Genomic DNA, 13,098 nt, shown 5'->3' with positions numbered 1-13,098 from the left:
TGATAACAACAAAGTTCAAAGAGCCACAAAAATGTTGACATACACACCACCTTCTACGGCTAAAAGTATTCCAGTAATCGACTTAAGCGACAGTTTTTCCGATAACCTAGAAAAACGGAAATCTGTTGCGTGGGAAATCCATAAAGCATGCAGAACAACAGGTTTCTTCTATATTAAAAATCATGGTATCGCTTCTGAAGTTCTCCAAAAACAATTAGACATTGCAAAACAGTTTTTTGACCTTCCGATTGAAAAGAAACTAGAAATTGATTTCAAAAACTCCAAATGCCTTCGTGGTTATGAACCAATGGCAGTTCAAACACTTGATGAAGGCTCTCCTCCTGACTTAAAAGAAGGGTTCATGTCAGGGAAAAATCTAGATTCAAGTCACCCATATGTCCAAAAAGGCTATCCACAACATGGGCAGAATCAGTGGCCTGAAGATCTTCCTGAAATGAAGACCCAGACCGAAACCTATATTCAACAGACTTTAAAACTGGGTAAGCATCTAGCTGGCCTATTGGCACTTTCTCTTGGGCTTGAAGAAAACTACTTCGAGGCAGGCTATGATGAAACTGTCATTATTACCCGTATGCTTCACTATCCTCCTCAATCTGAAAAAATTGTAAACAATCAGCTAGGGTGCGGTGCGCACACTGATTGGGGGTTACTGACGCTCTTATTGCAAGATGAAGTAGGTGGACTAGAAGTACGCAATAGTGAGGGTGAATGGATACGTGCACCTCACATACCAGATACTTTTATCGTAAACCTCGGTGATTTAGTCCAATTCATGACTAATGGACTCTACCTCTCAAATATGCACCGTGTTTTCAATAGTAAAGCAGGTGTCTCACGTTATTCGGTTCCAACCTTCTTTGACTTGGATTACGAATACAAAATCAAAACGCTGCAAAATTTAGGTGATCAATTTAAGGCTGAACCTAAAGAAATGACTGTAGGTGAGTACCTAGCCTATATGTATCAAAAAACTTACGCATCGAAAAAAGAAGCCGTTTAATTTATTCAACAGTTGGTATCAAAATTATGAAAAAAATGTTTCCTTTAGGTTGTGCTGGTTTAGGCATTCAAAACTCATCAAAAGAACGACCAGTAAGCCTGAATGAGCCTACTATTCTCGAACAGTTCGAAATGCTAAAAGCTGCGGAGGTCTTTGATTTTCTGGATCGTATCCCTCTTGAAGATAGTCAAATAGATGCTTACATCAAGGCAAGTCAGAAAACAAATATCCCTATTTATTCTGGTTGTGGCTTATATGTCATTGGCAAGGATGAGGAAGCATTCAAACAGGATATTAATCGTAGTGCCGCTGTAGGGGCCAAATTCCACAACATGATGATTTGGGCAAAACATGCAGATGGTCATTATGTAACGAACGAAGAAGTTGCTAAAACTTATATCGATTTCTACACCTACGCTCAAAGTAAAGGAATAACGGTTACCTTAGAGTGCCACGTTGATAACTGGTCTGAAGATTATCGTCGAGTAATTCCGGTGGCAGATCTTATAGAAAAAGAAGGTGTGCCGTTTGAGTTTGCAATGGATTACAGCCATTGTATTTTTAAAATTGAAAATGAAATTGAGCTTGCTGTATCACAAATGCGTGATGATCCTGAAGCTATCAGAAAGTTAGATCCTTTTAATAATGATAGTTTTGCAGATGATTGGCTGAATCGAAATTTAGTTACATGGGGGCAGATCCGTCCTGCAGTCCCGAATAATCCAGTTAACTGGTTAGCATTTGAAACAGGACCATATAATGGCTTAGGAACAAATCGTCCTGGCCGAGGAATTCAGTATCCATTTAATCAACCTACGGAAGGTGAATGGCATACAGACTTCTGGCATGCATATAAGCTTGCACCAACCAAAGAAGTCATTCGTAAAATCATTGATAGCTACTTGAACAATCCAAATTCTAAAGTTCAACTTATGACTGTTGATAATATCAATTTAGAGTCGTATGGTTTAAATTGGAAATACAACATGTTTGCCGACAGTTGCAGTGTTGCCCATTATATTCGTGAGATTTATGAGGAGCGACTGGCAATATTTATGGCAAAACAAAATTCAACTGATACTCTTCAAAGAGAATCAGCATGAATAACCTACTTAATTTAAAAAATATTTTCGTAAATGCCAGTCTTTTAGGACTTTTACTCATCAGTGGGGCCAATCCAGCATTGGCCGCTGATCAAGCGGCTTTTGTCTATGTCGCTCATAAAAACGATTATGGTTGGTCTTATTCACACGATATAGGTCGTCTGAAAGCAGAAAAGTCCTTAAAGGGTAAATTTAAGACCTCTTATATCGAGAATATTCTAGATAATGCCGACTCTGAACGTACATTTCGGAGACTCGCACAACAAGGAAATAAGGTTATATTTGCTACTACCTTCGGGTATATGAATGCCATTGAAAAGGTAGCTAAACAGTTCCCGAACACCATTTTTATGCATGCGAACGGATATAAAACTGCAAAAAATGTGGGAGTCTATGATATCCGAACCTATGAAGGCTCTTACTTGCAAGGGGTATTGGCAGGCTATAAGACTAAAAGTAATGTTTGGGTGTTGTAGCACCATTCCCAATTCCTGAAGTCATTAGAGACATCAATGCCTATACACTTGGGGCTCAATCTGTAAATCCAAAAATTAAGACCAAGATAGTCTGGATTAACACTTGGTTTGATTCAGGAAAAGAGCATGAGGCTGCACTTGCATTAATATCGCAAAATGCTGATGTATTATCACAAGTCACCAACTCCCCCGCTGTAGTTCAAGCTGCTCAGGAAAAAGGAAAATTTGCCTTTGGCTGGAACTCAGATATGGGTAAGTTTGCTCCTAAAGGTCACCTAGCTGCATCAGTGTTATATTGGGAAAAAAATCTATACCCCTGTTTTGCAACAAGTGCATAACAAAATATGGAAGTCGGGATCGACATGGTATGGTGTCAAGGAAGGTGCCATCGATATAACTGGTTTTGGTCCAATGGTCTCTAACAATGAAAAAATGAAGGTTTTGGCAGTCCGAGATAAAATTCGTAACGGTCAATATATTGTGTTTAGTGGACCACTTTACAAACAAGATGGAACATTGCTTTTGGGAAAAGGTAAACATCTCTCAAATACGCAATTGATGAGTATGAATTATTTCGTTAAAGGCGTGGATGCTGCTTATCCAAAATAAACAAAGCTAAGCCTTTATTGAGGGATTTCGATAAGGGCTTAGCTTTTTAGTTGTACTTTTCAGGTTATGTTTATTGTCCAGCTTCGCCTCTTTGTAGGATTTCATCTGTAATAAGCCTGGAGAGAGCGTCTGTTGCTGTAGAAAGATAATGACCTTTACGTGCATACAGACCTAAATCACAGTAGATACCATTGTTATCATTAAGCGGAATATAGCGAAGGCGATTATTAATTATTTCATTTTCCAACCCAAAGAATGTCTGAAAACCAATTCCCTTATTCCTGAGTATTAACTGTTTCATTAATTCCAAAGAACTCGTTTGTATTTTAAAATTTGGAATAGCATGTTGTGCACCCGCAAATAATGGCGCCAACTGTTGATAAATAGACAAATTAGGTTTTGGCATAATCACATCATAGTCGAGGCACTGATGGAATGACACCGTCTTTTGAGAAGCCAGCGGATGGTCAGTCGATACAATTGCACCTAATTTAAAATGGGATATTGCTATTTGGTGCAAATCATTATGCTTTGGCAAGGCAAAAGCCAAGCCTAGATCCACCCGATTTTCAATGATTTCATTAGGGATATCTTTTGAGCCTAAAATTGTAACCCCTACAGTTACATTAGGATATTTGACCTGGAATTTTTCAATAATCTCTGGCAGTAAATTAATCGCTAGTGTTTCAACACTCGCAATTTCAACATGACCTTTATAAAGCCCTTTCAGTGCATCCAATTCATTCTGCAATCGCTTAGTATCTCTCAGTACTAAACTAATATGTCTTGAAAACAACTCACCTGCATGAGTAAGCACCATACCCGAAGGCACCCGATTGAATAATGGTGCTCCAATTTCATCTTCGAGTTTTAAAATTTGCCTATTTACAGCGGAAGACACGACATTTAATTGTCTGGCTGCTTCCCTGATTGAACCGCACCGGCGTACAGCATCAAAATAATGAATTGCTGCTGAGTGAAAGCGAAGACCACGTGTACTCATTTTAACATCACATCCTATTCCAACTTTAAAGTCCAAATTCATTTATAAATTTGAATGAGCTATTGAAATAGAAGCAAAAAACTTGCCATTAAGTAGCAGCCATTTTTTGGACCTAAAGCATTATTTTCAGTGCATCCCGTTGCTTTTTCAGCATCACCACTCATTTAAAAAAGTTTAAGCAATTGTTTTTATTTAATTAATTAAGAATAGCTCTCTTTTTGGCATCAGCTTGCTCGATATTCATTGCTATGCGGTCTCATGATTATTTTATAAAAAGAAAACATTATTTTTGAGAGATTGCTACATGACTGCGCTGGAAAACAATCAAAACATTACCTCTATACCCATCATCGATATTTCTGGACTTTTGGATAATGACATACAAACGCACCAAAACATTGCCTCACATATTCGGAAAGCATGCTTAGATAAAGGTTTTTTTTACATTACCGGACATGGAGTTTCTAAAGCATTACAAGATAAGGTTTTTGAATATTCCAAATTATTTTTTAGTCTTCCCCCAGAACAGAAAAAGCAGTGGTCCAAAGAGCTTTCTGAAGCAAATAGAGGCTATGAATCATTAAGAGCACAAACACTTGAACCTAATTCTCCGCCTGATATAAAGGAAGGCTTTTATATCGGGAAGGAACGCTCACCTTCAGATCCTTTTGTCATCCATAAAGCTTTTAACCAAGGCCCAAACCAATGGCCAGATATTGATGGATTTAAAGAGGTAATGGAGGAATATCAAGTTGAATTGATTAAAGTCTCTGAACGACTCATGCGTGCTATTGCATTATCTCTAAACTTGGAAGCTGACTATTTCACAGAGTTTTGTAAGGATGCAGATTTAGTCACTTTACGCTTATTACACTATCCCCCTCAACCAGCTAATGCTCAACCAAATGAAAAAGGTTGCGGGGCACATACTGATTTCGGCGGGCTTACTCTATTACTTCAAGACCATAATCGTGGTTTACAAGTATGGGATCAGTCAACAAACCAATGGATTTGGGCAGAGCCTATTGAAGATAGTTATGTCGTTAACCTAGGTGACCTAATCTCTATGTGGACGAACAATACATATAGATCCACCCTCCATCGCGTCATCAACATCTCAGGTGGGGAACGATATTCTGTTCCATTCTTCTACAGCGGTAATCACCAGTATCAGATTGAATGCATTCGAGAGTGTTTGGAGGAAAACTCAGAACCGCTATATCCACCAATCAGTGTTGAACAGCATTATCGTAACATGTTCAAAAAAACATATATCTAATAATAAGGAGTTTCCCATGAAAAAATTACCAGTTATCGACATTGCACCTCTTTATGACGTTAACCATCCTGATTATGCAGATATATGCAACCAAATTGACCAAGCATGTCGTGAATGGGGATTCTTCTATATCAGTGGTTATAAACCGAATCACCTTGCAGAAGTTCAAAGTTTAGCTAAAGAGTTTTTTAGTAAGCCTCTACAAGAGAAATTAGAAATAGATATTCAAAAGAATAAAATTGCACATAGAGGATATGGTGCATTAGGAGTAGAACAACTGAACCCTGACTTACCTGAAGACTTTAAAGAAATATATGACATGGGTGTCCATTTAGAAGCTAATCATCCCGAAGTCATTAATCAAGAACCTCTAAGGGGACCAAATGTTTATCCAAATATTGAAGGGTGGAAAGTAGCTACAGAAGAGTATTTTGATGAAATGGTGGATTTAGCAAAAATATTGCTTAATGCCATGTCTCATGCCATTGGTCTTCCGCAAAATTATTTTGATCATTGTCTGCAAGACAGCCTATGTTTTCTCCGGTTAATTCATTATCCGCCTACCTTAGACAATACAGACTCTCAAGGTTTTAATGCGGGAACACATACTGATTATGGGTGTGTAACTATTTTGGCTCAGGATGAAGTAGGTGGATTACAAGTTCAGGATGTAAATGGTAATTGGATCGATGCTCCTCCTATACCTAACACCTATGTAATCAATATCGGAGATATGATGGCACGATGGTCAAATGATCTCTATAAATCGACACCTCATCGCGTTTCGAGTCCTAAAGGAAAACAAAGATTCTCATTTCCATTTTTCATACAACCTAGTCCAAAAACTGTAATCCGTTGCCTACCTAACTGTTACAGCGAATCCAATCCACCTAAGTACTTACCAATTACTAGTATGGAATATTTGCAATCACGTTTTAGTGCAACCTACAAACATCGTGCTGACGTTTAAATATCGGGGACATTCAAATGAAAAAAATTATCACTTCATTACTATTAAGTACCTGTGCAGTCAGCACTTATTCTTTTGCTGAGGAATCATGGTTAAATTGGCAATCCAATAGTATTTCTGCACTTTACGGTAAAGGTTTTGAAGTTGAACCAGATACACATGAAACCATTACCTTCGAACATGCTAGTAATTGGAAATGGGGAGATCTCTTTCTATTCGTCGACACTTATTGGTTTGATGGCGAAAAGACAGCTTCCCAAGGCCATAATGCTGTCTATACAGAAATAGCCCCACGCTTTTCAATAGGAAAACTAACCAATACGAATTTGAGCTTTGGGCCAGTGAAAGATGTCCTAATAGCTACGAGTTTTGACTTAAGTATTCAAGATCAGCCTGGCTATGACGATATGTGGACTTATTTAGTTGGTCCAGGTTTTGACCTAGATATCAAAGGCTTTGATTATTTCACCCTTAATTTTTACTATCGCATTCCAGACGATGGAAACACCCCAAGTGGACAATGGCAAATCACTCCATCCTGGTCATATACCGTCCCATTTCTTAAATCATCAATCATTTTTGATGGATACATTGATTGGGTAGTCAATTCCAAAGGTAATAACTCTTCCGACTTTCACTTTAACCCACAAATCAAATATGACCTTAGCCCTCATCTAGGCTTAAGCCCAAAAAAATTAGCAGCAGGTATTGAATACGACTATTGGAAAAACAAATTCTTAATCGAAGACACTCCATATTTTAAAACTAATCAAAATGCTACTAGTTTCATCGTCAAATATACCTTTTAGGCTGAAGGAGAAAAACATATATGACTAACACAATCACAGCCAATAACTTAAAACCAAGCTCCATGATTTTTCTCAGTATCCAGCACGTCTTGGTAATGTATGCAGGTGCTGTTTCAATTCCCCTAATTGTTGGAGGAGCTTTAGGGTTAAGCACTGCAGAAATTGCTTTCTTAATTACTGCAGATCTATTTGTTTGTGGCATTGCCACCCTCATTCAAACTATTGGTTTTAAAAATGTAGGTATTCGCTTTCCCATTATGATGGGAGTTACCTTTACTGCAGTAGGCCCAATGATTGCAATTGGGACTAATCCAGATATGGGACTACTAAGTGTATTTGGGGCAATCATTATCGCAGGGATCTTTGGCTTCCTGATTTCACCATTTATTGGAAAGTTAATACGATTCTTCCCTCCTGTGGTGACAGGAACTCAAATTCTTGTGATTGGTCTATCTCTCATTGGTATTGCAGGCACATGGTCCGCTGGCGGATATGGGGTAAAAGACTTTGGAAATCCATTGTACTTATCTATCGCTGCCTGTGTTCTATTAAGCATTATTATCATCAGCCGTTATGTTAAAGGCTTTTTGGGCAACATTTCAGTTCTAATCGGGATGGGAATTGGTTATATCATCGCTGCATTTTCTGGCCTCATCTCTTTAGACAAGATAGATGAAAGCCCATGGTTAGGTTGGGTGATGCCATTTCACTTCGGTATTCCAGAGTTTAACTTTTGGGCTGTCTTGACTATGTGCGTAGTCATGCTGGTTATTTTCATTGAAACAGCTGGGATGTTCATGGCTGTAGGTGAAATTGTTGAAGAAGAGGTGGATCAGGAAAAATTGACTCGCGGTTTTAGAGCTGACAGCCTTGGCACAATGATTGGTGGGATTTTTAATATCTTCCCGTATACATCCTATGCTCAGAACATCGGTTTGCTAGCGATCACAGGTGTTAAGAATCGCAGTGTATGTGCTTTAGCTGGTGTGTTTTTAATCCTTTTAGGTCTATTTCCTAAAATAGCTTACTTTGTTGCGTCTATACCCTCATGTGTTCTAGGTGGAGCCGCATTGTTTATGTTTGGGATGGTGACATCTAATGGTATCAAAGTACTGCAGCGTGTCGACTTTCAAAATGTGAATAATCTCTACATCATTGCAGTCAGTGCCGGCATAGGTATGTTGCCTGTATTCACACCTACTATTTTCTCACAACTACCATCTTATCTTTCACCTCTGTTAAACAGCCCAATTTTGCTAACGGCTTTTTGTGCTGTGATTTTGAATGCTGTTCTCAATCGAAAACAGCGGATATTGGATGAATAGTATCTTCAGAAATTGAAAGATGCATAAATATCAGATACACAGGGCTTTGTTGCACAAACATAGCCTATAAGGTTTATTCAGTCCTATAATTTCAAAATGATCAAATCTTTATTTAGACTCTCTTTACGCATGGTCACAGGTTTTGTTCAAAGTCTGATTAAACTTTGTGGATTAAATTGGACCGCACCAGATTACAGTACGCTTTGTCGAAGACAAAAACATATTGATATTGCGATTAGCTATCAAAAAAGTAGTGATGGGCTACATCTACTCGTCGACTCAACTGGCTTAAAGTTTCTAGGTGAAGGTGAGTGGAAACGTAAGAAACATGGACCTGAATATCGTCGCCAATGGCGTAAGCTTCATATTGGCATCGATGCTGAAACCTTGCAAATACGTGCAGTACAGCTTACTACAAATAATGTGAGCGATTCGCAAGTACTCGGTGATTTACTTGCTCAAATTCCCTTAGATGAACGAATTGATTCGGTCTATACCGATGGTGCTTATGACACGAAGCACTGCAGACAAGTCATTCTAGATCGAGATGCACATGCGCTCATTCCGCCAAGAAAAAATGCAAAACCATGGAAAGATCAGAAATTGAGATCTTTAGAGCGGAATGAGTTACTGAAAACAGTTAAACGTTTAGGAAGAACGCTTTGGAAAAAATGGTCTGGTTATCATCGTCGAAGTTTAGTTGAAACCAAGATGCATTGCATCAAACTATTAGGTGATAAATTAACAGCAAGGAGTTTTTCTAGTCAGGTGAATGAGATTCATGCACGCATAGCCGTATTGTCAAATTTACAGAATTAGGTCGTCCTCATACCCAAGTTGTCACTTGAATTCTGTTCAAATGAGCAGAGTGTTATCTTTTAAATCTTTGTGCAACAAAGCCATTTTAAACTGTATAGCGTTTGCTCAATCCCCACTCTGCCAAAATTCGGCGGTAAGTGGTTGATGAACGATCTGCCTCAAAATGTGCCTCCATTGAAATATCTAAAGGAAGTTCTTCTGGTTTTTGGCTTTCCACCATGTCCTGATCTTCAGCGAAGATTTGTGCATTGAAATCATAAACTGCCTGTAAGTCTCCTGTAGTATCAAAGTTACGAGTTAAGGGAACGAATAATCGCGTTTTATTGTGCGAAACTGGACAGCACGCATTTAAAATTTTAAGTAAGCCATTTTCAGGAAAGTCGATAGTCAAAATAGCTGAAAATGGTGGATAGACATCGAAAGTACGTTTCCATAAAAAATCATCTGGTGCTAAATGTTGTAAGCCATGCGGATAGTTACTGACATCACTCACATACTCTGTATGTAAGCCATAATCCGTTCGAACGGTCGAATATTTTTGTACTTTAGGATTTTCACGATCAGCAAAACTTTGGTTATGTACCCATGCAAAGTGCGCAACATCAATAAAGCCTTCAAGCTGACGGCCACTTGATCCAGCAATATCGACAAATGGAGGGAGAATTGACTGATGTTCTTCACTGTCCCACGTGTCTAAATCTGGAAAATTGGCTTTCGATACATCGCGGTTAAATAAACTGGTCCAAATAAGTCCATATTTTTCTACAACTGGAAATTTGGTCAGTGAAAAACGATCTGAAATTTGTGTAAGTTCCGGCTGTGCAGGAATTTTTACACACTTTCCTTCACCGTTATAATGTAGGCCGTGGTATGGGCAAATAATTTCTTCGCCTTTCACCCAGCCTTTGGTTAATGGCACACCACGATGCGGGCAAATATCACGCACGAGATGAATTTTTCCACTTTCAGTTTTATACAATGCCATTTTCACATCAAGTAATTGTACTTGTTGCGGTTGTTCTGAAACGTCCTGTGTACGTGCAACTGGGTACCAATGCTGCGCTAAAATATTCCAATCGTTTGCATCAAATGAACTGCATTGTGGTTGGGTAAATAAATTCAGTACAGGAATCGCATTCATTTTTAAATCTCTACATTCGCATTATTTGCAGAACTTTTATGCCATGTAACTAGGGCTAATTCGTTCTTTTCTAAGTCAAAAATACGTTTGGATAGCATTTCTGTCTATTAGAATGATTTGCATACAATGTTCTGCTTTTTAGAACACAAAAGCAGAATGAATTGAAAAAATCAAAAGTTATGGCATGAAAATCGCTTAAGCATGGATAAGTACTTTGTAAACTGCCCGTGAGATTGAATAGCTGTATGTCGCTTACCTTTTCCCGATTTTCTGAATATTTTATGGCTGTTGCCCGTACTGGCAGTTTACGTAAAGCCGCAGAACAGCTTTTTATTTCAGTCTCTGCAGTGCATCGGCAAATTGTTCTTGCTGAAGAAGAGTTAGGCGTTGCTTTATTTGAGCGTTTACCGCAGGGGCTGAAGCTAACGTTAGCAGGTGAATTACTTTATGCTGATTTGCTTAAATGGCAAAAAGAATATCAGCTGACTCGAATTCGATTTGATGAAATTCAAGGATTAAGTCGCGGCAATATTGAAATGGGTTTTATTTCTTCCCTAAATGATGGTTTTGTCGTGGATTGTATTCAACGCATGGCTGAAAGCTATCCATGGATTAATCTCAATATCAGTATGAATAGCAGTGAAGAAATATCGAGAAAAATCATTGATGCAGAATTAGATTTTGGCATTATCTTAAATCCTAAAAGTCACAATCAATTAGAAATCTTATCCTTTATTGAAATTCCTTTAGGCTATGTTTTATCACCACATCACACCTTAGCCGGCATGGATAAAATCTATTTATCTGACACTTTAAATGAGCGTCATATCATGCCAAGTGAGCCCTTAGTCATCAGTGATTATGTACATACACTCTATAAACATCACAAATTTAATCCTATACAAAAGATAGAATGTAATGACATTAGAATGATAACATCATTAATTCAACAACAATTAGGCATTGGCTTAATGTCATATATGGATGCATTACCACTTTTAAACTCAAAAAAGATCGTATTTAAGCCCATTCGTGAAAAAGGTATGCATCGTTTAACCATTGCACTGTGCGTCGCTTCAAAACGTCAAACATCTCGTCTTTCACAAATAATGGTAAATTTATTGGTCGAAAAAATGGAAGAAATCAAATTGCAATTAAAGCAACTTCCTTAAACATTTAATCCTTTGCTCTTCAATCTAATGTTTCTAAATAGCTAAAAAAAGCCAGTGTGAATATTCACACTGGCTGCTGAAAGCTAACCTTTTAGTTTTACATTTCTTTTTGTGTCTTACAGCTTAGTCGAGTGGATTACCGACAATGTTACTAATAATTCCCTTCATAATATGATTGCCTTGTTCTTTACGTAACTCTTCATACCACTCTCGGGTCACCGCTTCATCTTTCATATGTGTCACATCACAGCGCTTACGGGCACGAAGTACCAACTCATTGGCACGTTCATTACGCTTGTTCTGATAGCGACGTAAAGAATCTTGTAAACCTAAGGTATTAATTTGCAATGAACGTGCCAAATAGATAGCATCTTCCATCGCTTGGCAGCCGCCTTGACCAATATCAGGTGTTGTACTGTGCGCTGCATCACCTACAATCACCACTCGACCTTTGTAAAAATTGGCAAATGGTTCGATATCGTGAATTTCTACACGATTGGTCTTTTGCACATCGACTGCATCAATTAACTTTTGGACAGGCTCACACCATCCTTTAAAGTATTGTTTGAATAAAGCTTTGTATTGGCTACGATCATTTTCAAGACCAACAGCTAACGGCACATCAAAAAAGAAATAGAAACGATTATTCGCCACTGGCATCAGTGAAACACGTTTGCCTTCACCTACAAACGTTGTCCATTGATCTGCTGCGGCATAATCGTCTGAGACATCAACGAGACCATTCCAATTGACATAGCCTGCATAGCGTCGCTCAACTTGCTCACCTAAAACATAGGCACGAGTAATTGAGTGTGTACCGTCTGCACCCACCAATAGATCAGATTCTATTTCGCTACCATCTGCAAATTGAATTTTTACACGCTCTCCTTCTTCAACAAAAGAAATCATTTTCTTAGCTAGATGAATATCTTCACGACCAAATTCATCCATTAACATATTCTGAAGTTCCGCACGTGATACCGGATATGGTCGTTGCCCGACTTCTTCAATCAATGGATAAAGGCTAAACTGGGTCATCACATCGCCCGTCAGACCATCAATATAAGCAAGGTTATCCATTTTGCCGCCAAGCTTTTCAACTTGCTCTGTCAAACCCAAATAATTTAGACATTTCACACCGTTAGACCATAACGAAATAGCAGCACCCACCGGTAAAATTTGTTCTGCCTGTTCATAGATGGTTACTTGGTGTCCGAATTTTTTTAGTGCGATGCCTGTAGTTAGACCCGCCATACCTGCACCAATAATTGTAATTTCCATCTATAATTCCCCTGTGTTTTATAAGTTTCTAAGTCATAAAATGCTAAAAGCGTGCCATTTTTTATAAAGCGCCCTGAAAAAAATCCAAAG

Annotated in this window: 10 protein-coding genes and 2 pseudogenes; 9 read left to right on the top strand and 3 right to left on the bottom strand. The window is 38.4% G+C overall.

Features of this window, described 5'->3' with window-relative positions:
* The first annotated feature begins 31 nt into the window (after positions 1 to 31).
* The 3 genes and pseudogenes from C3F34_RS19365 to C3F34_RS20785 all read left to right on the top strand — a co-directional run bounded on the left by C3F34_RS19365 (position 32) and on the right by C3F34_RS20785 (position 3,209).
* Positions 32 to 1,021: an isopenicillin N synthase family dioxygenase gene (locus C3F34_RS19365; RefSeq protein WP_004778250.1), complete on the top strand. Its 990-nt coding sequence runs from the start codon at positions 32 to 34 to the stop codon at positions 1,019 to 1,021.
* Between the two features lie 26 nt (positions 1,022 to 1,047).
* A complete protein-coding gene (locus C3F34_RS19360; protein ID WP_000738084.1) occupies positions 1,048 to 2,124 on the top strand; it encodes a hypothetical protein in 1,077 nt (358 codons plus the stop codon).
* Positions 2,121 to 3,209, top strand: a pseudogene (locus C3F34_RS20785) (BMP family ABC transporter substrate-binding protein). Before C3F34_RS19360 ends, C3F34_RS20785 begins: the two are co-directional and overlap by 4 nt.
* Before the next feature lie 70 nt (positions 3,210 to 3,279).
* Here C3F34_RS20785 and C3F34_RS19345 read toward each other — a convergent pair.
* Entirely contained in the window at positions 3,280 to 4,212 is a 933-nt protein-coding gene (locus tag C3F34_RS19345) for a LysR family transcriptional regulator (protein ID WP_004778253.1), read from the bottom strand.
* 304 nt (positions 4,213 to 4,516) lie between these two features.
* Here C3F34_RS19345 and C3F34_RS19340 point away from each other — a divergent pair, with 304 nt between their 5' ends.
* From C3F34_RS19340 to C3F34_RS19320, 5 genes and pseudogenes are all read left to right on the top strand, one after another.
* Complete coding sequence (locus C3F34_RS19340) at positions 4,517 to 5,491, top strand: isopenicillin N synthase family dioxygenase (protein ID WP_000125683.1); 975 nt, start codon at positions 4,517 to 4,519, stop codon at positions 5,489 to 5,491.
* 16 nt (positions 5,492 to 5,507) lie between these two features.
* A complete protein-coding gene (locus C3F34_RS19335) occupies positions 5,508 to 6,461 on the top strand; it encodes an isopenicillin N synthase family dioxygenase (RefSeq protein WP_104442436.1) in 954 nt (317 codons plus the stop codon).
* A gap of 17 nt (positions 6,462 to 6,478) precedes the next feature.
* Positions 6,479 to 7,270 carry an outer membrane protein OmpK gene (locus C3F34_RS19330; protein WP_104442435.1) on the top strand — a complete coding sequence of 264 codons (792 nt, stop codon included), beginning with the start codon at positions 6,479 to 6,481 and terminating at the stop codon, positions 7,268 to 7,270.
* A 20-nt stretch (positions 7,271 to 7,290) separates the two neighbouring features.
* A complete protein-coding gene (locus C3F34_RS19325; protein ID WP_004778258.1) occupies positions 7,291 to 8,595 on the top strand; it encodes a nucleobase:cation symporter-2 family protein in 1,305 nt (434 codons plus the stop codon).
* A gap of 96 nt (positions 8,596 to 8,691) precedes the next feature.
* A pseudogene (locus C3F34_RS19320) lies at positions 8,692 to 9,443 on the top strand (IS5-like element ISAha2 family transposase); the annotation flags it as partial.
* A gap of 56 nt (positions 9,444 to 9,499) precedes the next feature.
* Here the strand turns inward: C3F34_RS19320 and C3F34_RS19315 are convergent.
* Complete coding sequence (locus tag C3F34_RS19315; RefSeq protein WP_005090794.1) at positions 9,500 to 10,555, bottom strand: aromatic ring-hydroxylating oxygenase subunit alpha; 1,056 nt, start codon at positions 10,553 to 10,555, stop codon at positions 9,500 to 9,502.
* A 245-nt stretch (positions 10,556 to 10,800) separates the two neighbouring features.
* Here C3F34_RS19315 and C3F34_RS19310 point away from each other — a divergent pair, with 245 nt between their 5' ends.
* Positions 10,801 to 11,727, top strand: a complete 927-nt coding sequence (locus C3F34_RS19310) for a LysR family transcriptional regulator (protein ID WP_034426981.1) — start codon at positions 10,801 to 10,803, stop codon at positions 11,725 to 11,727.
* A 123-nt stretch (positions 11,728 to 11,850) separates the two neighbouring features.
* Here the strand turns inward: C3F34_RS19310 and hpxO are convergent, their stop codons facing one another.
* The gene (gene hpxO / locus C3F34_RS19305) at positions 11,851 to 13,008 is read right to left on the bottom strand and encodes an FAD-dependent urate hydroxylase HpxO (RefSeq protein WP_000406591.1); all 1,158 of its coding nucleotides are present in this window, start codon (positions 13,006 to 13,008) and stop codon (positions 11,851 to 11,853) included.
* Between the last annotated feature and the right edge of the window lie 90 nt (positions 13,009 to 13,098).

The sequence above is a fragment of the Acinetobacter sp. ACNIH2 genome (assembly GCF_002934965.1).
Lineage (GTDB): Bacteria > Pseudomonadota > Gammaproteobacteria > Pseudomonadales > Moraxellaceae > Acinetobacter > Acinetobacter tandoii.
The sequence above is the reverse complement of the archived record's forward strand: the minus strand, read 5'-3'. Positions and strand labels throughout refer to the sequence as shown.

Bases quoted from the DNA above. Each gene is read 5' to 3' on its own strand.
- C3F34_RS19365 (WP_004778250.1), top strand. From the start codon at position 32: ATGTTGACATACACACCACCTTCTACGGCTAAAAGTATTCCAGTAATC.
- C3F34_RS19360 (WP_000738084.1), top strand. From the start codon at position 1,048: ATGAAAAAAATGTTTCCTTTAGGTTGTGCTGGTTTAGGCATTCAAAAC.
- C3F34_RS19345 (WP_004778253.1), bottom strand. From the start codon at position 4,212: ATGAGTACACGTGGTCTTCGCTTTCACTCAGCAGCAATTCATTATTTT.
- C3F34_RS19340 (WP_000125683.1), top strand. From the start codon at position 4,517: ATGACTGCGCTGGAAAACAATCAAAACATTACCTCTATACCCATCATC.
- C3F34_RS19335 (WP_104442436.1), top strand. From the start codon at position 5,508: ATGAAAAAATTACCAGTTATCGACATTGCACCTCTTTATGACGTTAAC.
- C3F34_RS19330 (WP_104442435.1), top strand. From the start codon at position 6,479: ATGAAAAAAATTATCACTTCATTACTATTAAGTACCTGTGCAGTCAGC.
- C3F34_RS19325 (WP_004778258.1), top strand. From the start codon at position 7,291: ATGACTAACACAATCACAGCCAATAACTTAAAACCAAGCTCCATGATT.
- C3F34_RS19315 (WP_005090794.1), bottom strand. From the start codon at position 10,555: ATGAATGCGATTCCTGTACTGAATTTATTTACCCAACCACAATGCAGT.
- C3F34_RS19310 (WP_034426981.1), top strand. From the start codon at position 10,801: ATGTCGCTTACCTTTTCCCGATTTTCTGAATATTTTATGGCTGTTGCC.
- hpxO (WP_000406591.1), bottom strand. From the start codon at position 13,008: ATGGAAATTACAATTATTGGTGCAGGTATGGCGGGTCTAACTACAGGC.